The organism is Marivibrio halodurans (genome assembly GCF_017963645.1).
GTDB lineage: Bacteria > Pseudomonadota > Alphaproteobacteria > UBA8366 > Aestuariispiraceae > Marivibrio > Marivibrio halodurans.
The window spans coordinates 130455-156016 of record NZ_JAGMWN010000003.1 but is presented as its reverse complement, the minus strand read 5'-3'; the positions used below and the strand labels follow the sequence as shown (position 1 = coordinate 156016).

Genomic DNA, 25562 nt, shown 5'->3' with positions numbered 1-25562 from the left:
CATGGCGGCCGCGCCGTACGGGGTGGATCAGTGGTTGGTGACGAAGTCGAGAACGATCCGGGAGGCTTCCCGCGGCTTCTCGACGAAGGGGATGTGACCGCCGTCGGGCATGACGACGAGGTCCGCCCCGGGGATGTTCTCCGCGATGATTTCGCTGAGGCGAAGCGGAATCAGATGATCGTTCGCGGATCCCACGACGAGCGTGGGGGCCGTGATGCCGCCTAGGCGGGCGGTGAATTTGGGCTCGTCCTTCTGTTCCGGCAATTCCCGGCCCCAGGCGAGCACGGAACGCACGAACTCCAGATACCGTTCCGGGGAGTTGTTTCGGATGATCTTCTGGTTGGCCTGCATCTGCGCATAGCCTTCATCGCTGTTGATGAATTCGCGCGTCATGGTCCAGAGGCCCATGTAATCCGCCACCTCGGCGCTGAAGCCCAGCTTCTCGATCAACCGCTTGCGGAGGTCGAAGTTCAGCACGGCGGCGCGATCCAGTTCGCTGAAGGCGCCAACCACCGTCAGGCTGCGAACCATATCCGGGGCGGCTTCGGCCAGGGCCAGCGCCATCGCGCCGCCGAGCGACGTCCCGAGCACGTGAACCGGTCCGACCCCCAGCTGCGGGATCATCTCCGCCAAATCGGCCGCCCATTCCTCGACCGTGAAGGGGCGATCGCCCGCGTCGGATTGGCCGATCCCCCGTGGGTCGACCGCGTGAACGGACAGAGACTCCGCCAGAAACGGAGTTGCCAGACGATAATACTGATGGTCGAGCCCCAGTCCCGGAATGAGAAGGATGGGCGCGCCGCCCCCCTCCTGATGGCAGAAGAGCTTCGCGCCCCGCGATGTCCAGAACGGCATGATTTCCTCCCGTCTTGTTGATTGAGCGAGATAGGACACGAAAATGTATCATTGTCAACAATCCATATTCTCATAATACGAAGTTCTTCGGAAAAAACGCCGTAAAAGTGGGGATATATGGAAATACACGGGCGAATAAATTGTCATACAAGCATATTGTATGTTGACGTGGTTTCGCACTTCGGCGTAGAAGGGCGGAGCGGTGCGTCGGATGGCCGGCTGCGGGAGGGGATGGTGAAGGACATGTTGAATTGTCATTCGATCGGGGGCGGGGTGCCGCTGGTGCTCTTGCATGCGATCGGCCTGGATCATGAGTCCTGGCGGGACGTGCAGGAGGCGCTTGCGCCCGGGCATCGCGTGATCGCGGTCGACCAGCGTGGTCACGGCGGGTCTCCCGGTGTCGTGGGGGAGCCGTCGCTCGCAGATTATGCCGATGACACCGCGCGGTTGATCGAAAGCCTCGATCTCGGGCCCGTCATCGTCGTCGGCCTGTCCTTTGGCGGCATGATCGCGCAGCACCTGACGATACGGCGGCCCGATCTGGTCAGCCGTTTGGTCCTGTGCGGTTGTCCGGGCCGGTTTCCCGACGATATCCGCCCTGCCTTGGCGGCGCGTGGCGAGGATGCGCGCCGTGGCGGCATGGGGGGCGTCGTCGAGCCGACGCTCGAACGGTGGTTCACGCCGGAATTCCTGGCATCCGGCGGCGCGGAGCGGGTTCGACGCCGTCTTCTTTCCGACGATGTGAGCGGTTGGGCGGCCGGGTGGCGGGCGATCTCGAACCATGATGCCCAAGAGGCCTTGATGGGTGTCGGATGCGAAACGCTGTGCGTCGCCGGCGCGCTCGATAAAGCGACGCCGCCCGCGATGGTTCGCGCGTTGGCCGATGCGATTCCGCGTGCCCGATATGCCGAGATTCCTGGCGCGCCGCACATCATGCATTTGGAGCGTCACGACGCTTTCGTGCGGGTGATCGGTGATTTTGTCGACAAAGGCTGACGAGACGGTCGCTCGACGGGTGGCCGGGGAAAACAAAACAATAGGGAAGGAGCGGTTCCGAAATGGCGTTGGAAATGTCGGGCAGTATCGTGCTTCCGGCGGAGCGTCGGGTCGTCTGGGAGGCTCTCAACGATCCGGAGGTTCTAAAGGCCTGCATCCCGGGCTGCGAGGCGTTGGAGAAGGTGGACGAAACCTCCTTCGAGGCCCGCGCGCGGCTGAAGATCGGCCCGATCCGCGCATCCTTCAAAGGGCATGTGGAGTTGTCCGAAATCGTTCCGCCGAGCGGTTATGTCATTACCGGATCCGGTGACGGCGGTGTTGCCGGCCATGCGTCTGGCTCCGCGCGGGTCGATCTGCACGAAGCGGAGGACGGAACCCAGCTCGTATATTCGGTGGAATCCCGCGTCGGCGGCAAGATCGCTCAACTCGGCGCTCGGTTGATCAACGGCGTGGCGAAGCGCTACGCCGACGAGTTCTTCACCTGCTTCGCCAAACAGATCGGCTGAGGGCGAGGCAAGGGACTCAAGGTAGGAGTCAAGGCAATGACGGATCGGAAAGCGCCTTCGGAAGACGCGCATGACAGTGATGCTCTGTTCGAGAAGGGGCTCGCCATAAGACGCCAGGTGCTTGGCGCGGAGTACGTGGACCGCTCGCTCGGATCGACGAACGCCTTCACCGAATCCTTCCAGCGCATGCTGACGGCGTGGTGCTGGGGGTACACTTGGGGGCGCGACGGCCTCGACGCGAAGACGCGCAGCATGCTCAACCTCGCCATGTTGACGGCCTTGAATCGGTCGTCGGAATTGAAACTGCACGTGCGCGGCGCCCTGAACAATGGCGTGACGCCCGAGGAAATCAAGGAAGTCCTGCTTCACGCCACCGTTTATTGTGGGGTGCCGGCTGGGCTGGACGCCTTCAAGTCGGCCAATCAGGTGCTTGAGGATGCGGGACTCGTGGACCGCAAGGAGGAGCCCTCCTAGCGCCCTTCCGATGTCCATCGGACTGTCGCCCGATGGGGCCCGGCCATCGACTGGGCCAATGGGTATCTCGCGACAGCAACCCAATCGAGAATGAAGGAACAGGAGGAAATGGTCATGTTGATGGAAAAGTGTCTCTCAAGGGTCGGACGCGTGGGGCTCCTGGCGTTCGCTCTGTCCGCCGCCGGCGTCGCGAGCGCGCCGGCCGAGGAGTTGAAGTTTCTTTCGTCGTGGGACAAGAGCTTCGATGCGCGGGTTTATGTCGCCGAGCGCTATGCCGAACTCGTCACGGAGAAGTCGGGCGGCGATCTGACCTTTACCTTCCGGGGGCCGGAGACGGTACCGCCCTTCAAGCAGTTGGAGCCGGTCAAGGCCGGCGTATTCGATCTGCTGTTCACCCACGGCTCCTATCATCTCGGTGACAAGGGTCTGGCGACGATGCTCGACGCGTTGGAGAACTGGGATCCCGAACGCGCGCGGGAGGTCGGGATCTTCGATCTCGTCGACCAATATTATCAGGAACAGAACAACCTGAAGGTCATCGCGCTGAACTCGGCCGGCGTCGACGGGTATCAGGTCGTCCTGAAGGAGCCGCTCGACGAGAACGGCGGATGGGAAGGACGCAAGATCCGCGGCACGAAGTCGTATCAGAACGTCATCGAGGCTCTCGGCGGTTCCGGTGTGGTCCTGCCGGTGGGCGAGACTTATTCCGCCCTGGAGAAGGGCGTCGTCGACGGTGCCGCGTGGCCTTCGACGGGGGTCGTCAATTTCAAGTGGCACGAGGTGGCGGGTTATCGAGTGCGGCCGACATTCGGGGTGGGGATCTTCCCGATCCTGATGAACCTGGATTCGTTCAATGGGTTATCCGCGGAACAGCAGGAAATCATGGTCGAGGCAGGAAAGGCGATCGAGAAGGAAGCGATCGAGTCCGGGCGTCAGGTCGAGCAGGCGGAATATGCGAAGCTCGAGGACTTGGGGATGACGACGGCCGACCTCTCCGAGGAGAACGCGCGCAAGGTGACGGAAGCCTGGGCCAGCGCGATGTGGTCGCAGGGCGAGGAGTGTTGCGGCGAGACCGCGAAGAAGCTTCGCGCCCTCGCCATCGAGCATGACTTCGTCGCAGAATGACGATACGGACTGCGGATAAGGTGCGCTCCGTGGCGGCTTCCGCGGCGTGGGTCCACGACTGGCTTACATGGGTCAGTCGTGGGCTCAGCGCCGTCGCCTTGATGCTCATCGTGGCAAGCTTCTGCTTCGAGGTCGTGGCGCGATATCTCTTTCAGTCTCCGACGAGTTGGGCGCAGGAGGTCGTCTCCTACGGTTTCTGCATCAGCATCTTCTCGATGCTGCCCCATCTCACGCGGACGAAGGCGCATGTCGGCGTCACGATCCTGGTCGACGGGCTGGCCCCGGGAAGACGGTTCTGGGCGGGTAGGGCGATCGCGTTCGCCGGTTTCGTCGTATGCGGTTTCGTCGCCTGGATCGGTTTCGACGAATGCGTGCGCCAGTATACGCGTAACGTCTTCATCGCCGGAATCCATTCGGTGCCGCAATGGTGGCTGACCGCCTTCATCGTCTATGGGTTCGCCCTGTCGGCGATTCATTTCCTCCGTGAAGCGATCACCGGGGATTTCGACCTTCGGTCCGAGCGGGGAGTGCTGTAACGTGGAATGGTGGGTAACGCTCGGCGGCACGTTGGCGCTGCTTCTCGGCCTCTTCCTGACCGGGGTGCCAATCTTCGTCGCCTTCCTCATCGTCAATGTGGGCGGCGTGTTGCTGCTCATGGGGCCATCCGGTTTCGGCATGTTCACGAACAGTGTGTTCGAGACCGCGACGACATCCTCCCTCGCGACGATCGCGCTGTTCATCCTGATGGGGGAATTGCTCTTCCGGTCGGGGACGATCGACGTCGTCTTCGACTCCGTGGATAAGCTGGTTGGGCGTTTGAAAGGGCGCCAGTATCTCCTGTCGGTTTCATTGTCGACGATTCTGGGCGCTCTGTCGGGATCGGCCCTCGGGGTCAGCGCGATGATGGCGCGCACGCTTTACCGAACGATGGTGGGGCGCGGATATGACGGGCGCCTTTCCTGTGGGACGATCCTGGCCGGGGCGAGCCTCGCGCCGATCATCCCGCCCAGTCTTCTGGTGATCATCATCGGGACGCTCGCGAACGTCTCGATCGCGAAACTGCTGCTGGCGGGCTTGTTGCCCGGGCTGCTGCTGGCCGCGGTGTTCGCGGCCTATGCCCTGTTTCGGGTCCATCTGAATCCTGACCTCGCACCGCCGGATACGGGGGGCGCGTCCGTCGTCAGCTTCCGGGAAAAGCTCCGCGCGGCGCTTCGGCTGGGGCCTTTCAGCGTGATCATGTTTTCGGTCATGGGGTTCATTCTGCTGGGGATCGCGACGCCGTCCGAGGCGGCCGCGACCGGCGTGGCCGGGACACTTCTCACGGCGGCTTACTATCGCAAGCTCAATTGGCGGATGGTGTGGAACTCGCTCGTTTCGGCGGCGGGGATTTCCTCCATGATCCTTCTGATCATGGCAAGTTCGGCGATGTTCAGCCAGTTGCTCGCTTTCACGGGCACCACGACGAATCTGGTGGAGTTCGTCGCCGCGCTGGACCTGCCGGGTCCGGTGATGCTGTTCGTGCTGATGTTGGTCCCCTTTCTCTTGTGCATGTTCATCGATCAGATCGCGTTGCTCCTCATCTTGATCCCGATCTATCAGCCGATCCTGACCTCCTATGGTTTCGATCCGATCTGGTTCTGGACCCTGATGCTGATCAACGTCACGATCGGTGGGATGACGCCGCCATTCGGCTACACCATGTTCGCCTTCAAGGGCGGCGCCGGAAGCGATATCTCGATCAACGCGATCTACCGCGCGTCCTGGCCCTTCGTCGGGCTTTTCGTTCTGACATTGATCCTACTGGCGGCGCTGCCCGGATTGGTGTTGTTCCTGCCGGCGATGCTCTAAATTGAGGCGACCGGAGGCCGATACCGTTTCGGCGGCGGATGGGCATCCGGCAGGGAGGCGGGAGGGTGGCAGCACCTGAATGCGGGGCTATCTGGAGGAAGTGGCTTGAGTGACCATCAAACGATGCGCGTGACGACGGTTTCCGCGCCGATACGCCATCAAGTCGTCGAGGCTTTTCGCTCGGCGATCGTGTCGGGTCGGTTCGTTCCGGGCGAACGCCTTGTCGAGCGCGAACTCTGCGATCTGACGGGGGCCAGTCGCACATCGGTGCGCGAGGCGCTGCGCCAGCTCGAAAGCGAGGGGCTGGTGGAGATGGTCGCCAATCGCGGTGCGATCGTCGCGATGATCTCCGCCGAACAGGCCCGTGAAATCTACGAAGTGCGCGAGGCGCTGGAAACCTATGCGGGCGTTCTGTTCGTTCAGAAGGCGACGGCGGCGCAGGTCGCCACCTTGCGTCGCTCCGTCGACAAGATCGCCGACGCCTATGCGAGCCGCGAACTGACGCGGATACTCGAAGCCAAGGACGCATTCTACAAGATCTTGTTCAAGGGGGCCGGAAACGAAATGATCGCCTCGATTCTGACCACCATGAATGCCAGGGTCAGTTTGTTGCGCCGTCTCTCGCTGGACAGTGGCACGCGCTCCGAGCAAAGTCTGCGGGAGTTGAAGGATATCCTTGCCGGCGTGGAGGCCCGTGACGAGGCGGCGACCCACGACGCATGCCGAAAACATGTCCAAGGCGCCGCGGCGGCGGCATTGTCGCGGCTGGTTCGCTAAGACGGGGGCTTATTCGCGGGCTTATAAATGACACGGCCATAGCTTGAGCGCGATGGGCTCGGGCGTGGTGGGGACGTGCTCCGCTGCGTGTCTTTCTCGCCCTATACGCAAGGCCGAAACCGGAGGGACGGCGTCCGTCTTTCGGGGCAGGCCCACGGCGCCGAGCTTCCTGGCTGGCGCGAAAACGGTCTCTGCCGGCTCCCTTCCGAGGGGCGCTGATCACCGCACCGATTTTCCACGGCAAGACGCCACAAAATGCGGCGCATCCCGATTCGTTCCGACACGGGAAGCGCGCGCAGAAAACGCATCCAGACAGCAAAAAGCCCCGGTTTCCCGGGGCTTTTCGATGGTCGGAGCGGCTGGATTTGAACCAACGACCCCTGCCTCCCGAAGACAGTGCTCTACCAGGCTGAGCTACGCTCCGACATGGCCGGCGGGCGGGTTCGCCCGACGGCGGAAGGGCTTATAACGTCTCGCCCGTGGGCACGCAAGCCCGCCCGAGAGCGTTCGGTTCGAATTGTTTCCTCGGCCCGCATTCCCTAGGTTTGGGGTGGCGTGGGGCTGGGTTGGGCGATTGGACGTGGTGCGACCGGGGGCCGGCACGGCGCATGGCAAAGCAGCCTCGGACCCAACGGAATAGAGCGAGGAACGATGACGCAGGAAAAGGGTGCGGCGCCGGAAGCCGGGGGCGCGGATGCGACGGATGATGACCTCGACCGGCCGGTTGGGGCGGATCAGGAGGTTCTGGGTGTCGTGGGACCGGATGACGATGCCCAGGCCGTGCTGGAGTTCTGGTTCGGCGACCTGACACCGCGCCAGTGGTTCACCCGGGACGAGGAGGTGGATCACGCGATATCGGAGCGATTCGGTACGCTGGCCGCCCGGGTCGCCATGGGCGGATTGCCGCATTGGGCGGCGAGCGCGGGCGGCCTGCTGGCCGCCGTTATCGTGCTCGACCAGTTTCCGCGCAATCTCTATCGTGACGATCCGCGTGCCTATGAGTCCGATCCCCAGGCCCGTGCGCTCGCCGACGAGGCGATCCGGATCGGCGCGGACGCCGAGATGGGGCGCTATGGCCGCCAGTTCCTCTACATGCCCTTCATGCATTCGGAGGAATTGCTGGATCAGGAACGGGCGGTCAGCCTGTTCGAGGGGCTGGGCATCGAGGAGGCCTACCAATCAGCCCTGCGCCATCGTGAGATCATCGCCCGTTTCGGCCGGTTTCCGCACCGCAACGTCACCCTGGGCCGTGAGACGACGGCGGAGGAAGCGGCCTTCCTGGAGGAGCCGAACTCCTCCTTCTAGGCTCTTGATATCCTGGGATCTTGGGGTTCTGTGCCCCTCGGCGGCCTATGCCGCGCCGCCTTCCGCCGACCCTGCTCGCCGTGCGTGTGCATCAGCCTGTTTCGCGTCTTTCGCTTCGCGCCTATACTGTCGGGCCGACGGGGCGGTCAAGGACCCCGTTCGCGCGGCCTCGCCCCGATCGCGGGGGCGCGTGGGAGAAAAGGGGAAATACCCCGACGGACGAGGAAACGACCCCAAGGAGGCGAGCCTGACATGAGTGTAGCATCCATCCTTTCGGGTAAGGACGGCGACGTCCTGACGGTCACGCCGGATCAGACGATCGACGCGGCCTCGAAGATCCTGGCGGAACGCAAGGTCGGCGCGGTCATCGTCGTCAGCCCGGCGCGCAAGGTCGCCGGCATCCTGTCGGAACGCGATATCGTGCGTGGTCTCGCCGCCCATGGCGCCGATGTGCTGAAGCAGCCGGTCAGCCGCCTCATGACGGAGGCGGTGACGGTCTGCGACCGCGCGGAATCGATCGACAATGTCATGCGCAAGATGACCGACGGCCGCTTCCGGCACATGCCGGTGGTGGAGGACGGTGAACTCGTCGGCGTCGTGTCGATCGGCGATGTGGTGAAGCACAAGATCGCCAACCTTCAGCACGAGGCGGAAGCGCTGCGCGACTATGTCATGAGTTGAGGGCGTGGCCCGGGGCGGCGAAGGGGCCGTTCATTCCCGGATCAACCCCGCCAGCGGCGTGATATCGCGCGCATCGGGCAGGACCGTCGTGTCGAGCTGCCCCTTGCCGAGCCCCCAGTGATCGCCCAGGACGCGCTTGAAGACCGCGCGGTGATCGACCGTGGGCGCGATGCCGCCATTGGCGGCGCGCTTGTCGGGGGCGAGGCCGGGCCACCCGCCCTTGATACCGCCGATCACCGCCCCGCCGAGCAGCAGCATCGGGCCGGCCAGCCCGTGATCGGTGCCGCCGTCGGCATTGGGCGCGACGGCGCGGCCGAACTCGCTCGTCACCAGGATGACGCTGCGCGCGTAGGCGGGGCCCAGCGCAACGGCCAATGTGTCGAGCCCACCCGCCAGCGCGGCGATCCGGCGTTGCAGCGCGCCTTCGCCGCCATAATGACTGTCGAAGCCCGATATCTCGATCGCCGCCGCGACGGGACCGTCCGCCGCGGCGATCCGCGCGCCGGCAAGCGCGGCGGCGGCGGGGAAGTCGAAGGCCGGCCGTGCGCCCCCTTGCGCGGCGGCCGCATGGTCGGCGCCGAGGGTTTCGGCGGGTAAGTCCCGGCGCTTCACCGCCCGGGCCAGGGCCGGGGCGAAAAGCGTATCATCGATATAGAGGCCGGCGGCCTTCTCCGTCAGCCCCGCGACCGGCGTGCCCAGCAGGGGGGGCGGCGCGACCTCGACAGGGGCCGGACCGGCGAGGATATGGGGCGGATGCTCCCCGGTATCGCTGTCGGACCCGTCCACGTGGCCGAGGGAGAGTGCTGGGCGTCTTCCGGCCCGAGCGTCCGCCCGGGCCGCGAGCGCGCGGTTGAGCCAGCCGCTGCGGAAGGCGGGGCTTCGCAGATCGGTCGTGCCGGTCGCCAGTGTCTGTTGGGCGGCACCGTGATCCATCCGCCCATCGCGACCGCGATAGGGGCCGGCGGCAGCGGGGACGATGGCGAGCCGCCCATCGAGCCAATAGGGCAGCAGGGCGCCCGCCGCCGGGGAGAGCGAGAACCGTTCGTCCAGGGCGATCGGAGTCTCGCCAAGAGCGGCGGAATAGGGCGCGCGCGCGCCCGGTCCCTCCCGCGTTGGCAATAGGGCGAGCCCGTCCAGACCGCCATGCAGCAGCACCAGGATCAGCGGCCGCCGCGAACCGCCGTCCGCATTGCCCGATTGCGCGTCCGATTGAGCGAAGGCCACGCGGCTCGCCAGGAAGGGTGCCGTCCCGGCGGCACCGAGGAGGCGGAGGGCGCGGCGGCGGTCGATATCGCGGGCACCGGTCGTCATCGTGTCTGGAACTCCGGGCTGGCGAAGAGCAGGGCGGCGGCCTCTCGGATATCGAGCGCCACGGCGAGGCGGCGATAGCTGTGCGGCGAGAGTTTCGGCCCCAACGCGTCGAAACCGAGATCGAGCGCCGCCTCCGGCCCGCGCGGATCGGATTGCAGCGCCCGGATCGCGGTGCCCGCGCACCAGTCCAACCGGTCGGCGAAACGCGTCGGCGCCAGCCAGTGATCGGCCGTATCCGGCACCGCCAGGGGCGCGCCGTAGGCGGCGGGTCCCATTCCCAGCATCGCGATATCCCGGATCGCGGCGCCGCCGTCCGTCGGCCGCAGGCCGAGCGCGCGATAGACCGAAATCACCAGATCGTCCGGTCGCTTGACCTTGCGAAGCGCGGGTTCGAAGGCGGCGTTGCTGGTCGCGAGCGTCGCGGCGAGGCCGCCGAGACTGCCGCCCCCCGCCGCATAGCCATCCGCGACCGCCTCGACCAGCGGCTCCGGCGGGTCGTCGGTCACGACCGCGCGGACCAGCAGCCGCGCCAGGCGCCGCCCCACCGCCGGCATGCGGGTGAGGGTGTCGAGCGCGGCCTCCCCCTCCAGCACGCCAGCCGCCTGATAGTCCCGGTCCAGCATGAATTTCGGCCCGTCCGCATGCGCCCGTGGGTCGAAGGCGAAGGGCGCGGGCAGCAGCGGCGCGCGCCGCACGGCGGGCGCGGTCTCCGGCCGGTCGGGCACGTCGCGCAGGCCCCAGCCGGTCAGCATGTTGGCGAGCGCGCGGACGTCTGTTTCGCGCCAGAGGCCCGTCGTGCCGCCGACGGGGCCGATGGTGAAATCCTCCAGGATCGCGCGGGCGAGGCCGGTTTCCAGATTCTCCCGCCGGTCGCGGCCGATCGCGGAGCGGCGGGCGAAGGAGAGGTGGTTGCGGTATTTCAGGATCAATGCCGGATGGCGCACCGCCGCCAGCATCATGTCGTAATAGCGCCGGGTCAGGTTGGGGCGGATGACCTCGCGCTCGAAGGCGAAGGCGAAGGGTGCCGTCGCCGGATCGTCCAGGCCGATACCGAAGAACTCCGCCCAGAAACGGACCAGCCGCTCGCGGAACGGGTTCGGTCCGGTGATGGCGGCGAGCACGTGACGCGCCGCCTCCACCCGCCCGCGCGCCTGCACCTCCTGACGGTAACGGGTCACCGTGGCGCCGCCCGCCGCCTCGGCCGCGCGCATCTCGCGCAGGATCACGGGCGTGCGCGGCAGGTCGTGGATCGCTTCCGGTTCCGGGTCGTCGCGCAGTTGCGCGATCAGCCACCCGCCCGGATCCTCCGCGATGAAGGCGAGCTCCCCGGGGCGCGGGCCATAGCCGAAACGCGTCGCCGCGATCGCCGCGGCGATGTCGGCCTTCGCGAAGCTCTCGGGATAGGCATTCACCATGGTCCGGACGATAGCGCGATTCTGGCGCGGCGAAACGGTCTCTCAAGAAGAGGTACGACGACGATCTTCGCGGCTCCGCCCGCTGATTGTGGCGCGCGCCCGCGCTCTGTATAGTCCGCGCTCCGAAACATATTCCTACCTTGTAACGAAGGGTCAGACGATCATGGATATCCGCAACCCGTACCTGATGTTCCTGGGCGACGCGCCGGACGATCTGGCGGCGAAGGTGGCCGACGGCGTGTCGAAATGGCGCCCGGACTGGTGCAAGGGGCAATTGCGGCTCGACGGCTGCAAGGCGGATCTGGGCCTGCCCGACATGGATCTGGAACAGGGGCGCGAGGCGGGTTGCCAGACGTTGGTCGTCGGCGTCGCGAACCGGGGCGGCAAGATTCCGCCGAACTGGCGGGAGACGCTGGAGAAGGCGCTGGCCATGGGCTACGATATCGCGTCGGGCCTGCACAACAAGCTGGCCGACATCGACTCTCTGGCCGCGTTGGCCAAGGAACATGGCCGCCAGCTCTTCGACGTGCGCCACCCGACCCAGGATTTTGACGTCGCCAAGGGCTCCAAGCGCCGGGGCAAGCGTCTTCTGACGGTCGGCACCGATTGCTCGGTCGGCAAGATGTTCACCTCGCTCGCGATCCACAAGACGATGCAGGAACGCGGGGTCAAGTCCTCCTTCCGCGCCACCGGCCAGACCGGCATCTTCATCGCCGGCGGCGGCGTTTCCGTGGATGCGGTGATCGCGGACTTCATCTCGGGCGCCACCGAATGGCTCTGCCCGGAGAACGACGCGGACCATTGGGACGTGGTGGAGGGGCAGGGCAGCCTGTTCCATGCCAGCTTCGCGGGTGTCAGCCTGGGCTTGTTGCATGGCAGTCAGCCGGATGCGCTCGTCCTCTGCCATGAGCCGACGCGGAGCCATCTGCGCGGCCTGCCGGATTTTCCGGTGCCGGATATCAAGGAATGCATCCGGGTCAATGAGATGATGGCGCGCATGGTCAATCCCGACGCGCGCGTGATCGGCGTCTCCGTCAACACCTCGAAGGTGGAGAAGGCGAAGCAGGATTCGGTGCTGGAGGAGATCGAGCGGGAGACCGGCCTGCCGACCGTCGATGCCTTCCGTCAGGGGGCCGGGCGACTGGTCGACGCGCTTTGAGTGGGATGGTCGCGCTTACCGTCGCACGGGAATCCTGGCCGATCGAAGGCGGCTTCACCATCTCGCGCGGGACCAAGACGCATGCGGAGGTGCTGGTCGTAACCTTACTCGACGATACCTGGCGTGACGGCGGGGTGTTCGGGCGCGGGGAATGCGTGCCCTATGCCCGCTATGGCGAGAGCCTGGAGAGCGTCGAGGCGGAGATCGAGGCGCTGCGCGGCGACCTCGAATCCGGTCTCGACCGCGCGGCCTTGCAGGGGCGGTTGAAGCCGGGGGCGGCGCGCAACGCGGTCGATTGCGCGTTGGCCGATCTGGAGGCGAAGCGGACGCGCGTCCCGGTCTGGCAAATCCTGGGCCTGGAGGCCGCGCCGGGACCGGTGACGACGGCCTATACGCTCAGCCTCGACACGCCGGAGAATATGGCGGCGAAGGCCCGGGCGAACGCGAACCGGCCGCTCTTCAAGCTGAAGCTGACGGGGGAGGGCGATCTCGACCGCGTCGCCGCCGTGCGGGAGGCCGCGCCCCGTACCCGGCTGATCGTCGATGCGAACGAGGGATGGGCACCGGAGATGGTGGAGCCCTATTCGCGCGAACTGGCGGCCCTCGGCGTGGAGATGATCGAACAGCCACTGCCCGCCGGCGCGGACGCGATGCTGGCCGATATCGACCATCCCGTGACGCTTTGCGCGGACGAGAGCGCGCATGCGCGCGACGGGCTCGACGCGCTGGTCGGTCGTTACGACATGATCAACATCAAGCTCGACAAGACCGGCGGCGTGACGGAGGCCCTGGCCCTGAAACACGCGGCCGAGGCGGCGGGGCTGGAGATCATGGTCGGCTGCATGCTGGCCACCTCGCTCGCCATGGCGCCGGCGGTGCTGGTGGGGCAGGGCGCGCGGGTCGTCGACCTCGACGGGCCGTTGCTGCTGTCGAAGGATCGCGATCCGGCGTTACGCTTCGAGGGCAGCACGATCCATCCGCCGGAGCCCGCGCTCTGGGGATAGGCTGGGGCTAAGCCAAGGATAGGTACCGGACTGGCCGGGCCTTCCGAGACTCGAAGGGATTTGAGCGGCCATGAAATACTCGGTCGGCTGCACGCTCGAATATGCCGTTCCCTCGCCCTCCGTGTTCGTCTTCAATCTGGCGCCCGCGGACACGCCCTATCAAAGCGTCGATTACGAGAATTTCACGGTTCTGCCGGAAATGCCGGTGGAAACCTATATCGAGCCGACGCTTGGCACGCGGTATCATCGGCTCAACGTCACGGCGCCCTCGCTCACCGTGCGTTATCACGCGACCGTGACGGTGACCCCCGAGGTCCGGACGCCCGGGGACGTGCATACGATTCCGCCGGCGGAACTTCCCTTGGTGGATTTTCCGTTCGTCCTGCCAAGCCGTTATTGTCAGTCCGATCAACTCATGCGGCTGGCCAACCGGGAATTCGGGTCCCTGCCCTTCGATTTCGCGCGGCCGTTGGCGGTGGCGGATTGGATCCATCGCAATGTCGACTATTTGGTGGGCACGACGACGCCGCTGACCAGCGCCTTCGACATCGCGACCAGCCGGGCGGGTGTGTGCCGGGATTTCGCGCATCTGGGGATCGCCTTTTGCCGGGCGCTCAACATTCCCGCGCGGTTCGTCAGTTGTTATGCCTATGATCTCTGGCCGCGCGATTTCCACGCGATTTTCGAAGCCAGGCTGGGCGATCAATGGTATCTGTTCGATCCGACGCGCCAAGCCTCGACCGGGGGATTGGTGCGGATCGGGACCGGCCGCGATGCGGCCGATGTCAGTTTCGCCTCCATTTTCGGCCCGGCGCGGATGACCCATATGGATGTCTATGCCGACGCCGGCGACGCGGAAAGCGAACGGCAGCCCAAGCAATGGAAGGATCACGCGGTCTCCAGCGCGAGGGCCGCGTGAGGTTTGTTGGACGATGTCACGTCTCTCGATTACCCATGTCACCACCTACCGCTACAGCCAGCCCGTTCGGTTCGGAGAGCACCGGCTGCTGTTCCGCCCGCGCGACAGCCATGATCTTCGCCTCGTCACCTCGGGGCTGAAGATCACGCCGACGGCGAAACTGCGCTGGCTGCACGACCCGTTCGGCAACTCCGTCGCCATCGCCACCTTCGAGCAGGAGAGCGATTTCCTACGCTTCGAGAGCGACATCACGATCGACCATTATGGTCTGTCCGAGCCGGATTTCCGGATCGAGGATTATGCGCGCACGACGCCCTTCGTCTACGCGCCGGAGGAGCAACCGGACCTCCTGGCCGACATGATGCGCCATACCGGCGATCCCCAGAAACGCGTCGCCAATTGGGCGCGCAGCTTCCTCGACGAGGCCGGACACATGGACACGGCCGAGGGGCTGAAGGCCATGAACGCCGCGATCAAGCGCGACTTCGCCTATAATCGCCGGGACGAGCACGGCGTGCAGAGTGCCTACCGTACGCTGGAGCTGGGCAGCGGGTCGTGCCGCGATTTCGCGCTGTTGATGATGGAGGGTGCGCGCTCCCTCGGCATGGCGGCGCGCTTCGTCACGGGCTATCTCTACGATCCCGCGCTCGACGGCGGGGTCGCGAACGGCACGGTCGGGGCGGGTACGACCCACGCCTGGTGCCAGATCTACCTGCCGGGCAGCGGCTGGACGGAATTCGATCCGACCAACGGACGCTATGGCGGCAGCAACCTGATCCGTATCGGCGCCGGCCGCACGCCGGAACAGGTGAAGCCGATCGAGGGCAGCTATTTCGGTCCGGCCGACGCCGCCGGCCCGATGGAGGTGTCGGTCAGTGTCCGGCGGGTACGTACGGGCGGGTGACGGCCTCCGGGTTAGGTCAGGGCCGCGGCGAGTACGTCAGCCATCCGCCACGACCGCCAACAGGCGGTCGACCTCCTCCTCCGTGTTGTAGGCGTGGACGGAGGCGCGCACCATCACGTCGATCCCGGCGTCCAGCAGGTCATGGCGGGTGAGCTGGCTCTTGGAGGCGGAGACGTTGATGCCGGCGGTCGCGAGGCGCGCGCGGGTCTCGACGGCGCTTTCCCCGGCCTTGGTGAAGGTGACGAGGCCACTTTTCTCCCGGCCCGTATCGTGCAGCGAGACGCCGTCGATGGCGGCGAGGCCGTCGCGCAGCCGCGTGGCGAGCGCGCGGATCCGCGCCCAGATCGCCGGCATGCCGATATCCGCCATCCGGTCGAGTGCGACGGCGAGGCCGATCTTGCCGGCGACATTGAACTCCCAATTCTCGAAACGCCGGGCGTCGGGTTGGATGCGATAGTCCTCGACCGCCGTCCAACTGGCCGCGCGGTTATCGAGGAAGGGCGGCTCCAGCCGCTCCACCCAATCCTCCCGCACCCACAGGAACCCGGTGCCGCGCGGTCCCCGGATATATTTCCGGCCCGTGGTGGACAGCATGGTGCAGCCGATCTCCGCGACATCGATCGGCAGATGGCCGACCGACTGACAGGCATCGAGGAGATAGGGAACCCCCGCCGCCCGGGCGATGCGCCCGACCGCCGCGGCGGGATTGATCAACCCGTCATTGGTCGGGATATGGGTCAGCGCGATCAACCGCGTACGCTCGTCCACCGCGTTTTCCAGCGCGCGGGTATCGATGGCGCCGCTTTCGTCGTTGTCGATCAACAGGATGTCGACACCGAAACGCCGCGCCACCTGGCGATAGGCGATCATGTTGGAGTTATACTCCGAGCGTGCCGTCAGCACCCGGTCCCCTGGCTTCCAGTCGAAGGCGTAAAAGGCCATGTCCCAGGCGCGCGTCGCGTTCTCGACGAAGGCGATCTCATGCGGTTTACCGGCGACGGCGCGGGCGGCGGCGGCGTAGAAGCGGTCGATCGCCGCCTTGGCGAGACCCGCCGCCTCATAGCCGCCGATGCGGGATTCCAGCGTCAGATGGTCGGTGACGGCCTGGAGAACGGGCGCGGTCATCAGCGAGGATCCGGCATTGTTGAAATGGGCGACCTCCAACGTCCCCGGCGTTTCGGCGCGCAGCCGCGCGATATCGAGGGTCATGGCGGGTTATTCATCCCGTTTCTGTCCGGCACCGCGATCGGCCGGGAAGGTTAGGGTGATACTGGTTCCCTCGCCGGGCGTGCTTGCGATCGTCAGCGAACCGCCATGCAGCTCGATCAGGCTTTCGACCAGCGGCAAGCCGAGGCCGGTGCCCTGATAGCGCCGCGCATGCGCGGAATCGATCTGCCGGAAGGGGGCGAGCGCCACGGGAATATCCTCCGGCTTCATGCCGATACCCGTATCCTCGACCGTCAGCCAATGGGTGCCGCCGTCTTCCGGTCGGTGTCCGGCGCTGATCCGCACATGCCCACCCTTCGGCGTGAACTTGATCGCGTTGGAGAGCAGATTGATCAACATCTGGCGCACCGCCTTGTCCTCGGCATGCAGCGGCGGCAGGCTATCCGGCAGGATCCGTTCCAGCCGGACGCCGGCCTCCGACGCGCGTTGGCGCACCATGCGGACCACTGCCTCGACGAGCGCGGAGAGATCCACATCCTCGTAGGCAAGGTCGCGCCGCCCGGCCTCGATCTTCGAGAGGTCGAGGATGTCGTTGATCATCGACAACAGATGCTGACCGCCCTGATGGATATCATTGGCGAAGTCGCCATATTGCTTGGCGCCCAGCGGGCCGTAGAGTTCCTCGCGGAGCACCTCCGCGAAGCCGATGATGGCGTTGAGCGGGGTGCGCAGTTCATGCGTCATGCTGGCCAGGAACTGTGACTTCGCGTGGTTCGCGACCTCCGCCTCCTCCTTCGCCTTCAATAGGCTCCGTTCGGCCTCGCGGCGCTCGGAAATGTCGGTGTAGATGACCACCAGCCCGCCGGCATCGTCCGGTTGAACCTGTATCTCGATCGTCAGGCCGTCCTCGGCGGTCACTTCCTCCCGGTGATAGCGACGCGCCTCATAGAGCGCCATGCGCCGGGTGACCTTATCCTCCAGATCGTCGCCGGGGATATCCATCCATCCGCGTTGAATGTTGTGGCGCGCGATCGCTTCCACCGGCGTGCCGGGGACCGTCAATTCCCGCGGCAAATCGAAAAGTTCGATCAGGCGGTTGTTGCAGGCGCGCATCCGTAGGTCGGCGTCCAGGACGATGATCGCCTGGACCATGGCGTTAAAGGTCGCCATCAGCAGTTGCGATTGCGCTTCCGCCCGTTCCGCGGTGTCGTGCAAGACGGTCACGTCGTTATGGATGACCAGACGCCCGCCGTCCGGCAGCCGGTGACTGCGGACCTGAAGCCATGCATCGCCTATCTTTCGTTCCGAACGCTCATTGTCGCCGGCGCGGTGGCGGGCGATGTCCCGGGCGAGCCAGGTTTCCGGATCGGGGATAGCCTGCTCGATCGTGCCGGCTTCGACGGCGGCGCGCAGGACGTCGGCATAGCCGGCGCCCTTCGCGATCTCCTTGGCGGCGGATGCGTAGAGATGAACGAAGCGCGCATTGTGTAGAACCAGCCGATCCTGCCCGTCATAGAGCTCGATCGCGGATATCATGGCCTCGACGGCGGAGGCGAGGCGTTTCTCGGCCGTCTCCAGGGCGTTGCTTTCCGGCCGGTCGGTTTCGGATTCGGACGGGGCGGTGGGCACGTCCGGACCGCGGCGGCGGTGGCCGAGGAGTCCGAATGCGGACAGCCCGGCCGATAGCGCGCCGGCTCCGGCCAGCAAGGCGCCGACCGTGCCGTCGGCGCTGACCACCCGCGTGACCATAAGGACTGCGCCCAGCCCCGCCAGTGCCGCCCCCAGCGCGGCGAGCGCCGCCAGGGTCGCCCGGCGACGGTCCATGGACCCAGCGTGCGTCGTCCTGTCCCCCGTCTTTTCGCTCCCCGTCTTTTCGCTCCCCGTCTTTTCGCTCCCCGTCTTTTCGCCTCCCGTCGTCCCGCTCTGCCCAGGTCGGATCGCTGTCGGATTCTGCCCGGCGGCGTCACCCCCGATGGGCTCAATCCCGATGGGGTCGCCCATGACGGCGGTATCGGCCGGGACGCCCTCCCGCCTGGCACGGCTCATCGGTTGTCGTCTCCCCCTAGGCGGGGCCCGCGATCGGACAGGAACTCCGTGCATGGCCCATCAGGGATTCAAGACGAAACCGCCCTTGGGCGCAACAGGCGGCGCGTGCATAAGGGGGGGACGATTGGGGTGGCGCGGAAAATCATGGGGAAAGGAAGGAGACCAGCGGCGCGGTCCGACCCATGAATCAGTCCGATGAATCAGCGTTGGACCGACATAACCCGCGCACGCATGATGGTTTCCAGGCGCTTTTGCTCGCTGTAGCTGCGTGGCGGCCAATTGACGGAGGAGGGGCTGATTCCACCGGGCTGGCTCTTCTTCCCGTCCGCGCCCGGCATCGTGGGGGACGCGGGAACGGCGACCCGGCCGTGGCGCAGGGCCTCCCACTCCTCGTAGACGCGGGCGCGATAGGTGAACTGACGCTCCCGGTCGCGCGAATGATATTGCTTGATGGCGCGGGTCCAGGAATTCGCCTTGCGCCTCAGATCGAGCAGGAAGGCCGTCGCATAGGCCACATTGTGAACCGGGTCGAACGCTTCCTCCAAGCTGGCGAAGGCGTCCCCGTGATAGTGCAGATTGACCTGCATGCAGCCGACGTCGATGTTGCCGACACCACGTGCCCGCAGGCCTTCCACCGCCGCGATGGCGGCGTCCTTGCTGGGATAGTAGCGGCCTTTTCCTTCCGCCATCACGGTCCAGGGCCAGGCGACCCGGCGCCCGTGCGCCTCGCTGATATAGCCGGATTCGGTATAGGCGATCGCCTGCATCAGATAGCGTGGCATGTCGCGCGCCCGCTCCGCCGCCGCGATCGCCAGTTCGCACAGCATCGGCGGCGTATCGCCCGCGGGGTCGGTCGCGCCGCCGGCCGCGCCCTTCGTCTCCTCCGACATGCCGTTACTGGCCCACGCGGCAGGGGCCGCAAGGGCGATCAGAACGGCAATGAGCGTCAGGCGAAGGACCGTCCGGATCGAATGCCGTATGGGGGCGGGCGCGGGGGCGATCGCATCGCCCTGGGCGGTATGCACGGTCATCGGAACAGGGCCTCCTCTCTCACCACTCGGATATGAAGCAAGGGGCATGCCAGGGGAGGGGGCGACGATCTTGCAGGAAGTATGTTTCAAGGACTTGCCATGCCCCCATGCCGGTGCTAAGTCCCGCTCCCGCCGACGGGGAATGCCGTCGGGGCCCGGGCGCGTAGCTCAGCGGGAGAGCACTGTGTTGACATCGCAGGGGTCGCTGGTTCAATCCCAGCCGCGCCCACCATCGAAACCCCCGGGGAAACCCGGGGGTTTCGTCGTTTCGGGGCTTCTTGACTCTATTCGTCCGGTGATTTCGGCGTTAATCTCGCTTTCCTCCTTGCGCGCGGCCTAGGGTTGGCTACGTTAAGTGCTGATATGATGGCGATTTCCACTCTCATGCCCCGTGCATCGGTCCGGCTTCTGGCGGGCGCGCTTCTGTGCGCCGCCACGTTGGTCGGGTGCGGCGTCGGCAGCGGTCCCGGGCCGGAGGCGCGCAGCGCCGCCGAGAAGCTTGAGGAAACCATCGTCGCGATGCGCCGCGACGCGGGCGCGACGGTCGGGGAGTTGCCCGATACCGCGCTGTTCGCCCAAGCCTATGAATATGTGCGCGTTTCCTATGTTCGTCAGACGGAGGAGCGCGATCTGATCGAGGCCGCGACCGGTGGCATGCGGGAGGGCATCACGGACCCGCGCGCGGCCGGGACCGAGGCCTTCGTCGAGGCGGCGACGCAGGCGATGCTGCATTCGCTCGACGATTATTCCGGCTATCTCGACCGGGAGAACTTCCAGCGCCTGCAGGAGGAGACGCGCGGGCGCTTTGGGGGCCTCGGCATCGAGATCAAGAAGGACCCGCTCGGGCTGGAGGTTATCTCGCCGATCGAGGGGACGCCCGCGGACGCGGCCGGCGTGCGGCCCGGCGACCGGATCACGGCGGCCGACGGTGTCTCGCTCGCCCGGATGAGCCTGCGCGAGGCGGTCGACCTGCTGCGCGGCGATGTGGGGACCAGCGTCACCCTGACCCTTAAGCGGGGCGAGCGGGAGCCCTTCGATGTCACCATCACGCGCGACATCATCCGCATTCAGCCGGTAAAGGCGCGGCTGGAGGGCGATGTCGGCTATCTGCGTGTCTCGCACTTCGTCAGCCGCACGGGCGAGGCCGTGCGCGAGGCGCTGGAACATCTGGATGAGCAGGCCGGCCCCGGCGGCGTGCGCGGCTATGTCGTCGATCTGCGCAACAATCCGGGGGGGCTGCTGGACGAGGCGATCGCCGTTTCCGGTGCCTTCCTGTCCGGTGGGCCGGTGGTCTCCGTGCGCTCGCGCAGCCAGTCGGAACAATTCGCCGCCGATCCGGGCGACCCCAGCGGGGGCAAGCCGATCGCGGTGCTGCTGAACGAGGGCTCCGCCTCCGCCTCGGAGATCGTGGCCGGCGCGCTCAAGGACCGCAACCGCGCGGTGATCGTGGGCCAGAAGAGTTTCGGCAAGGGGTCCGTCCAGACCATCCTGCCGCTACCCGGCCGGCGGGGGATCAAGCTGACCACGGCACTTTATTTCACACCCTCCGGCCGTACGGTGGAGGGCGGCATTCCGCCCGACGTGGAGGTCGCGCGCGATCCGGATGCGGAGCCCGCCGCCGATACGCTCGAAAATGACGAGGACGAGCAGCTGGAACGCGCGCTGACCCTCGTCATCGACATGGCGGGCGGTCATTCGGTCTATTGGAACGCGGGCTCCGTTCAGCGTTGATCTTCGGCGGCGTCGCGCTCAGGCCAGCCGGCGCGAGTCGGGCAGGCGGGGCAGGGCGTCCTCGACCGCCTCGCGCTCCGGCATGGATGCCTGGGTCCCGGGCTTCAGGCAACTGAGCCCGGCGGCCGTGCTGGCGAAGCGCATGGAATCGGGGATCGTTTCGCCACGCGACACGGCACTCGCCAGCGCGCCGACGAAGACGTCGCCGGCCCCGGCCGTATCGACCGGCGATATCGGCAGGCCCGGCACGGCCCAGCCCCCGTCCGGGCCGAAGCAGATCAACCCCGCCCCGCCCAATGTCAGGATGCAGGTCAGGGCATAGCGCTGGGCGAGCGCCCGGGGAATACGGCTCGGCGCGCCGTCCTCTATTCCCACCTCGCGCGCGACATGGCCGCCCTCCACCTCGTTGGCGACCAGGACGTCGATCGACTTCAGCACATCCTGCGGCACCATCGCCGCCGGGGCGGCATTCAGGATGATGCGCGCCCCGCGCTTGCGGGCGCGTTCGATCAGGTGCCAATTCTCGCTGGCCGTCACTTCCATTTGGATCAGTAGAACGGTCTCCGGTGTCAGGACCGAATCGGGCACCTGCGCGGCGCGGGCCTCCAGATTGGCGCCGGCGCCGACGGTGATGCAGTTCTCGCCCGACGGCTCGACCAGAATCGTCGCGCAGCCGGTATGCGAGGCGGCGGCGCTGACCACTCCGGCCAGATCGACCTCGGCCGCCTTGAGATATTCCAGGGCGGAGTCGGCGAAGCTGTCGTCGCCGACCTTGCCGTAGAGGCGCACATCCGCGCCCGTGCGCGCCGCCGCGCAGGCTTGGTTCGCCCCCTTGCCGCCGGGAGAGAGCAAATAATCGCGGCACAGCAGCGTTTCGCCGGATTGCGGCAGCCGCTCCACCTGCATCTCGATATCGATATTGATCGATCCGAAGACGACGATCACGCTTCGGTCCTCCCCCGTTCGGTCTTTTTCTGGCGCGCGGTTATAGCATGCTCCCCCGATAATCGGGCAGGAGAATGACGGAAACCGTCGGTGGCGTGGCGGAGCCGGGCGTCGCTTGCCGCGTTCGCGTGCGCGGGTGTAGCGTCGCCCGAAGTCACCCGGCGCCGGTGCTGCGTCGCGGCGATGCGTGACGGTGATGCGCAGAGGAGCCCGAAAACCAATGGCCGACCCAGAAAGCCCCACCGACGGCACCGTCGCGGACGGCCCGACGCGCGGCAATTCCCCGGCGGCGAAGGACGTCGCCCATATCCTTCATCCCTATACGAATGCCGTCGCGCATGGGACGCGCGGTCCCACCATCATGCGGGGCGGCGGTGGCATTCGGGTGACCGACGATGCCGGCAAGGACTATATCGAGGGCATGTCGGGCCTCTGGTGCGCGGCGCTGGGGTTCGGGGAGGAACGCCTGATCGAGGCGGCGACGCGCCAGATGCGCGAACTGCCCTTCTATCACTTGTTTTCGCATAAGAGCCACGATCCGGCGATCGACCTGGCCGAGCGGCTGATCGCCATGGCGCCGTCCGCGCCCGGCGGGCCGATGGATAAGGTGTTCTTCGCCAATTCCGGCTCGGAGGCGAACGATACCGCCATCAAGCTGATCTGGTACTATAACAACGCCCGCGGCCGGCCGGAGAAACGGAAGATCATTTCCCGCCTCAAGGGCTATCACGGGGTGACGGTGGCGACGGCGAGCCTAACGGGACTTCCCTATAACCACCGCGACTTCAACCTGCCGATCGCGGATATCCTGCATACCGGATCGCCGCACCACTATGCCGAGGCCGAGGCGGGAGAAAGCGCGGAGGATTTCGCCACGCGGCGTGCCGAGGAACTCGACGCCCTGATCGAATCCGAAGGGCCGGAAACGGTCGCCGCCATGTTCGTGGAACCGGTGATGGGGGCAGGCGGCGTTCTGGTTCCGCCACCGACTTATTTCGAGAAGATTCAGAAGGTTTTGCGCAAGCACGATGTCCTGCTCGTCGCGGACGAGGTGATCTGTGGCTTCGGCCGCACGGGCGCCATGTTCGGCTGCGAGACCTTCGACATCCGGCCCGATATGGTCAGTGTCGCGAAGGCCTTGTCGGCGGCATACATGCCGATCTCGGCCGTGATGATATCGGGCGAGATCGCCGATATGGTCGCGCGCAACACGGGTAAGATCGGCACCTTCGGGCATGGCTATACCTATTCCGGGCATCCGGTCGCGGCGGCGGTGGCGCTGGAGACGCTCAAGATCTACGAGGAGCGCGATATCCTGGGGCATGTACGCGCCGTCGCGCCCGCGCTTCAGGAGGGGCTGCGTCGGCGGTTCCTGGACCATCCGCTGGTCGGGGAGGTGCGGGGCGTCGGTCTCCTCGGCGCGGTGCAGATGGTGGCCGACAAGGCGAATGGCACGCCGTTCGATCCCGCGCGCGGCGTCGGCGTCCATTGCGCGGAGCGCGCGCACGAGCACGGCCTCATCATCCGGCCGGTGCCGGGGGACGGGATCGCCTTCTGCCCGCCGCTGATCATCACGGAAGCGGAGATCGGGGAGATGCTGGATCGCTTCGCCCGGGCGCTCGACGACACGGCCCGATGGCTTGAGCGCGCGGCCGCTTGAAGGAGGCGCCCGCGGCGCGGCGCGGCCAAATGCCCCAGATGGGCGTGGCCGAGGATGACGCGGCCGGAATAGCGGGATAGTCTGCGGGCTATCGCGATAGCCGGGACACCACGCGCGGAAGCGAGGGGATGGATTACGAGAAGTTCTTTACCGAACGCTTGGATGCGCTGAAGCGCGTCGGCGATTATCGGGTTTTCGCGGAGCTTGAGCGTTGCGCCGGGGACTTCCCCCGCGCGCGCCGCCATGTGGGCGACGCGGTCGAGGATGTGACGGTCTGGTGCTCCAACGATTACATGGGCATGGGCCAGCATCCCGAGGTGCTCTATGCCATGCAGGAGGCGATCGCCCAGCATGGCGCGGGCGCCGGCGGCACGCGCAATATCTCCGGTACGAATCATCTCCATGTGTTGTTGGAGCGCGAACTGGCCGATCTGCACGGCAAGGAGGCGGCACTCATCTTCACCTCCGGCTATGTCGCGAATATGACCGCGCTTGCCACGCTGGCCTCGCGCCTGCCGGGCTGCATCGTCTATTCCGACGCCCTCAACCACAATTCCATGATCGAGGGGCTGCGCCACAGCCGGGCGGAGAAGCGGATATTCAAGCACAACGATCCGGCCGATCTTGATCGTTTGCTCGCCGCCGACGACCCGGAACGCCCGAAGCTCGTCATGTTCGAGAGCGTCTATTCCATGGATGGCGACGTGGCGCCGCTCGACGCCCTGCTGACGGTCTGCGAATCGCACGGCGCCTTCAGCTATCTGGACGAGGTGCATGCCGTCGGCATGTATGGCGCGCGGGGCGGCGGTATCGCGGAGCGCGACGGGGTCATGGACCGCGTCGGCGTGATCCAGGGCACGCTCGCCAAGGGGTTCGGGGTGATCGGAGGCTATGTGGCGGCATCGGCCGCGACGGTCGATTTCATCCGCAGCTTCGGCAACGGTTTCATCTTCACGACGGCGTTGCCGCCGGCGATCGCGGCGGGCGCGCTCACCAGCGTGCGGATCATCAAGAACGAGCCCGGCCTGCGCGCGCGCCATCAGGAACGCGCGGCGACGCTTAAGGCGAAATTGCGCGCCGCCGGATTGCCGGTAATGCCCTCGGAAAGCCATGTCGTGCCTGTCCTGGTCGGCGATCCGGTGGCCTGTCGGCGCGCATCCGACCTGTTGATGGAGCGGCACGCGATTTATGTCCAGCCGATCAACTATCCGACCGTGCCGCATGGGACGGAGCGTTTGCGGCTGACACCGACCCCATATCACACGGACGCACAGATGGACCGGCTGATCGAGGGGTTGCTGGATGTCTGGCGGCTGCTTGATCTCTCCGCAGCCGCGTAGGGCGCGCCCGAATGCCGCCGCTGTCGCATTTGTTGCTATCTGTGACGGAATTGTGAAGATCGATTGGATTTTAACCTTCACATTATAGCTTCCAACGGGTTAGGCTGCATCTAACCAAGGCCGAAGAGGCGCGCCCACGACGCGCGGACAATAAAAATCTCGATAAGGCCACAATGAGCAGGATCGGGCAGGCAATCTTCAAGGCACGACAAGGACTCGTCGCCGGCAAGGGCCCAGGAGGAAACGAATGGCGCGGCTCGTCATCGATGCCGCACATGGGGCCCTGTTTGTCGTAGTCGGCGACATATAGGCGCTCGTTCGTCTCCGGGGCGACCGGAGGCTTGGGCGCGTGCATTGGTTTCC

Annotated in this window: 23 protein-coding genes and 2 tRNA genes; 17 read left to right on the top strand and 8 right to left on the bottom strand. The window is 66.1% G+C overall.

Annotated elements, in window-relative coordinates:
* Window positions 1-27: 27 nt before the first annotated feature.
* Entirely contained in the window at window positions 28-855 is an 828-nt protein-coding gene (locus KAJ83_RS07495) for an alpha/beta fold hydrolase (protein ID WP_210681433.1), read from the bottom strand.
* Window positions 856-1098: 243 nt separating this feature from the next.
* Between KAJ83_RS07495 and KAJ83_RS07490 the strand changes: the two genes are divergently transcribed.
* From KAJ83_RS07490 to KAJ83_RS07460, 7 genes are all read left to right on the top strand, one after another.
* Window positions 1099-1851 (top strand): alpha/beta fold hydrolase, encoded by a 753-nt coding sequence (locus KAJ83_RS07490; RefSeq protein ID WP_210681432.1) that lies wholly within the window; start codon window positions 1099-1101, stop codon window positions 1849-1851.
* 62 nt (window positions 1852-1913) lie between these two features.
* A complete protein-coding gene (locus tag KAJ83_RS07485; RefSeq protein WP_210681431.1) occupies window positions 1914-2357 on the top strand; it encodes an SRPBCC family protein in 444 nt (147 codons plus the stop codon).
* Between the two features lie 36 nt (window positions 2358-2393).
* Window positions 2394-2831, top strand: coding sequence for a carboxymuconolactone decarboxylase family protein (locus KAJ83_RS07480; RefSeq protein ID WP_210681430.1), 438 nt, complete (start codon window positions 2394-2396; stop codon window positions 2829-2831).
* 114 nt (window positions 2832-2945) lie between these two features.
* Entirely contained in the window at window positions 2946-3956 is a 1011-nt protein-coding gene (dctP, locus tag KAJ83_RS07475) for a TRAP transporter substrate-binding protein DctP (protein ID WP_210681429.1), read from the top strand.
* 29 nt (window positions 3957-3985) lie between these two features.
* Window positions 3986-4492 (top strand): TRAP transporter small permease, encoded by a 507-nt coding sequence (locus tag KAJ83_RS07470; protein ID WP_210681428.1) that lies wholly within the window; start codon window positions 3986-3988, stop codon window positions 4490-4492.
* Between the two features lies 1 nt (window position 4493).
* Window positions 4494-5804, top strand: coding sequence for a TRAP transporter large permease (locus tag KAJ83_RS07465; protein ID WP_343221969.1), 1311 nt, complete (start codon window positions 4494-4496; stop codon window positions 5802-5804).
* Window positions 5805-5909: 105 nt separating this feature from the next.
* Entirely contained in the window at window positions 5910-6581 is a 672-nt protein-coding gene (locus KAJ83_RS07460; protein ID WP_210681426.1) for a GntR family transcriptional regulator, read from the top strand.
* 347 nt (window positions 6582-6928) lie between these two features.
* Here KAJ83_RS07460 and KAJ83_RS07455 read toward each other — a convergent pair.
* Window positions 6929-7005 (bottom strand) — tRNA-Pro (locus KAJ83_RS07455).
* Window positions 7006-7232: 227 nt separating this feature from the next.
* Between KAJ83_RS07455 and KAJ83_RS07450 the strand changes: the two genes are divergently transcribed.
* Window positions 7233-7886 (top strand): DUF924 family protein, encoded by a 654-nt coding sequence (locus tag KAJ83_RS07450; protein ID WP_210681425.1) that lies wholly within the window; start codon window positions 7233-7235, stop codon window positions 7884-7886.
* 252 nt (window positions 7887-8138) lie between these two features.
* Entirely contained in the window at window positions 8139-8567 is a 429-nt protein-coding gene (locus KAJ83_RS07445; protein WP_210681424.1) for a CBS domain-containing protein, read from the top strand.
* A 30-nt stretch (window positions 8568-8597) separates the two neighbouring features.
* On the opposite strand, the gene KAJ83_RS07440 is transcribed toward KAJ83_RS07445, so the two are convergent.
* Together KAJ83_RS07440 and KAJ83_RS07435 are read right to left on the bottom strand one after the other, a co-directional pair.
* Window positions 8598-9878: a DUF1501 domain-containing protein gene (locus tag KAJ83_RS07440; protein ID WP_210681423.1), complete on the bottom strand. Its 1281-nt coding sequence runs from the start codon at window positions 9876-9878 to the stop codon at window positions 8598-8600.
* The gene (locus KAJ83_RS07435; RefSeq protein ID WP_210681422.1) at window positions 9875-11293 is read right to left on the bottom strand and encodes a DUF1800 family protein; all 1419 of its coding nucleotides are present in this window, start codon (window positions 11291-11293) and stop codon (window positions 9875-9877) included. Before KAJ83_RS07435 ends, KAJ83_RS07440 begins: the two co-directional genes overlap by 4 nt.
* Before the next feature lie 163 nt (window positions 11294-11456).
* Between KAJ83_RS07435 and dgcN the strand changes: the two genes are divergently transcribed.
* The 4 genes from dgcN to KAJ83_RS07415 all read left to right on the top strand — a co-directional run bounded on the left by dgcN (window position 11457) and on the right by KAJ83_RS07415 (window position 15279).
* A complete protein-coding gene (gene dgcN / locus KAJ83_RS07430; protein WP_210681421.1) occupies window positions 11457-12452 on the top strand; it encodes an N-acetyltransferase DgcN in 996 nt (331 codons plus the stop codon).
* Between the two features lie 5 nt (window positions 12453-12457).
* On the top strand, window positions 12458-13456 hold the full coding sequence (gene dgcA / locus KAJ83_RS07425) for an N-acetyl-D-Glu racemase DgcA (RefSeq protein WP_210681420.1): 999 nt from the start codon (window positions 12458-12460) through the stop codon (window positions 13454-13456).
* 70 nt (window positions 13457-13526) lie between these two features.
* Window positions 13527-14375, top strand: a complete 849-nt coding sequence (locus tag KAJ83_RS07420; protein ID WP_210681419.1) for a transglutaminase-like domain-containing protein — start codon at window positions 13527-13529, stop codon at window positions 14373-14375.
* A gap of 13 nt (window positions 14376-14388) precedes the next feature.
* On the top strand, window positions 14389-15279 hold the full coding sequence (locus KAJ83_RS07415; protein ID WP_210681418.1) for a transglutaminase family protein: 891 nt from the start codon (window positions 14389-14391) through the stop codon (window positions 15277-15279).
* 36 nt (window positions 15280-15315) lie between these two features.
* Here the strand turns inward: KAJ83_RS07415 and KAJ83_RS07410 are convergent, their stop codons facing one another.
* From KAJ83_RS07410 to KAJ83_RS07400, 3 genes are all read right to left on the bottom strand, one after another.
* Window positions 15316-16488: an aminotransferase class V-fold PLP-dependent enzyme gene (locus KAJ83_RS07410; protein ID WP_210681417.1), complete on the bottom strand. Its 1173-nt coding sequence runs from the start codon at window positions 16486-16488 to the stop codon at window positions 15316-15318.
* Between the two features lie 6 nt (window positions 16489-16494).
* On the bottom strand, window positions 16495-18270 hold the full coding sequence (locus KAJ83_RS07405) for a sensor histidine kinase (RefSeq protein WP_210681416.1): 1776 nt from the start codon (window positions 18268-18270) through the stop codon (window positions 16495-16497).
* 422 nt (window positions 18271-18692) lie between these two features.
* Window positions 18693-19523, bottom strand: a complete 831-nt coding sequence (locus KAJ83_RS07400) for a transglycosylase SLT domain-containing protein (RefSeq protein WP_246484311.1) — start codon at window positions 19521-19523, stop codon at window positions 18693-18695.
* Between the two features lie 157 nt (window positions 19524-19680).
* On the opposite strand from KAJ83_RS07400, the gene KAJ83_RS07395 reads away from it, so the two are divergent.
* Window positions 19681-19755 (top strand) — tRNA-Val (locus KAJ83_RS07395).
* 152 nt (window positions 19756-19907) lie between these two features.
* A complete protein-coding gene (locus KAJ83_RS07390) occupies window positions 19908-21254 on the top strand; it encodes a S41 family peptidase (protein WP_210681415.1) in 1347 nt (448 codons plus the stop codon).
* Window positions 21255-21272: 18 nt separating this feature from the next.
* On the opposite strand, the gene KAJ83_RS07385 is transcribed toward KAJ83_RS07390, so the two are convergent.
* Window positions 21273-22199: a ribokinase gene (locus tag KAJ83_RS07385; protein WP_210681414.1), complete on the bottom strand. Its 927-nt coding sequence runs from the start codon at window positions 22197-22199 to the stop codon at window positions 21273-21275.
* Between the two features lie 220 nt (window positions 22200-22419).
* Here KAJ83_RS07385 and KAJ83_RS07380 point away from each other — a divergent pair, with 220 nt between their 5' ends.
* Both KAJ83_RS07380 and hemA read left to right on the top strand, forming a co-directional pair.
* Window positions 22420-23859, top strand: a complete 1440-nt coding sequence (locus KAJ83_RS07380; protein WP_210681413.1) for an aspartate aminotransferase family protein — start codon at window positions 22420-22422, stop codon at window positions 23857-23859.
* A gap of 128 nt (window positions 23860-23987) precedes the next feature.
* Window positions 23988-25199, top strand: a complete 1212-nt coding sequence (gene hemA, locus KAJ83_RS07375) for a 5-aminolevulinate synthase (RefSeq protein ID WP_210681412.1) — start codon at window positions 23988-23990, stop codon at window positions 25197-25199.
* Window positions 25200-25562 lie beyond the last annotated feature (363 nt).

What these genes read in the sequence shown, in the direction of transcription:
- KAJ83_RS07495 (WP_210681433.1), bottom strand. Translation starts at nt 855, where the DNA reads ATGCCGTTCTGGACATCGCGGGGCGCGAAGCTCTTCTGCCATCAGGAG.
- KAJ83_RS07490 (WP_210681432.1), top strand. Translation starts at nt 1,099, where the DNA reads ATGTTGAATTGTCATTCGATCGGGGGCGGGGTGCCGCTGGTGCTCTTG.
- KAJ83_RS07485 (WP_210681431.1), top strand. Translation starts at nt 1,914, where the DNA reads ATGGCGTTGGAAATGTCGGGCAGTATCGTGCTTCCGGCGGAGCGTCGG.
- KAJ83_RS07480 (WP_210681430.1), top strand. Translation starts at nt 2,394, where the DNA reads ATGACGGATCGGAAAGCGCCTTCGGAAGACGCGCATGACAGTGATGCT.
- dctP (WP_210681429.1), top strand. Translation starts at nt 2,946, where the DNA reads ATGTTGATGGAAAAGTGTCTCTCAAGGGTCGGACGCGTGGGGCTCCTG.
- KAJ83_RS07450 (WP_210681425.1), top strand. Translation starts at nt 7,233, where the DNA reads ATGACGCAGGAAAAGGGTGCGGCGCCGGAAGCCGGGGGCGCGGATGCG.
- KAJ83_RS07445 (WP_210681424.1), top strand. Translation starts at nt 8,139, where the DNA reads ATGAGTGTAGCATCCATCCTTTCGGGTAAGGACGGCGACGTCCTGACG.
- KAJ83_RS07440 (WP_210681423.1), bottom strand. Translation starts at nt 9,878, where the DNA reads ATGACGACCGGTGCCCGCGATATCGACCGCCGCCGCGCCCTCCGCCTC.
- KAJ83_RS07435 (WP_210681422.1), bottom strand. Translation starts at nt 11,293, where the DNA reads ATGGTGAATGCCTATCCCGAGAGCTTCGCGAAGGCCGACATCGCCGCG.
- dgcN (WP_210681421.1), top strand. Translation starts at nt 11,457, where the DNA reads ATGGATATCCGCAACCCGTACCTGATGTTCCTGGGCGACGCGCCGGAC.
- dgcA (WP_210681420.1), top strand. Translation starts at nt 12,458, where the DNA reads ATGGTCGCGCTTACCGTCGCACGGGAATCCTGGCCGATCGAAGGCGGC.
- KAJ83_RS07420 (WP_210681419.1), top strand. Translation starts at nt 13,527, where the DNA reads ATGAAATACTCGGTCGGCTGCACGCTCGAATATGCCGTTCCCTCGCCC.
- KAJ83_RS07415 (WP_210681418.1), top strand. Translation starts at nt 14,389, where the DNA reads ATGTCACGTCTCTCGATTACCCATGTCACCACCTACCGCTACAGCCAG.
- KAJ83_RS07410 (WP_210681417.1), bottom strand. Translation starts at nt 16,488, where the DNA reads ATGACCCTCGATATCGCGCGGCTGCGCGCCGAAACGCCGGGGACGTTG.
- KAJ83_RS07405 (WP_210681416.1), bottom strand. Translation starts at nt 18,270, where the DNA reads ATGGACCGTCGCCGGGCGACCCTGGCGGCGCTCGCCGCGCTGGGGGCG.
- KAJ83_RS07400 (WP_246484311.1), bottom strand. Translation starts at nt 19,523, where the DNA reads ATGACCGTGCATACCGCCCAGGGCGATGCGATCGCCCCCGCGCCCGCC.
- KAJ83_RS07390 (WP_210681415.1), top strand. Translation starts at nt 19,908, where the DNA reads ATGCCCCGTGCATCGGTCCGGCTTCTGGCGGGCGCGCTTCTGTGCGCC.
- KAJ83_RS07380 (WP_210681413.1), top strand. Translation starts at nt 22,420, where the DNA reads ATGGCCGACCCAGAAAGCCCCACCGACGGCACCGTCGCGGACGGCCCG.
- hemA (WP_210681412.1), top strand. Translation starts at nt 23,988, where the DNA reads ATGGATTACGAGAAGTTCTTTACCGAACGCTTGGATGCGCTGAAGCGC.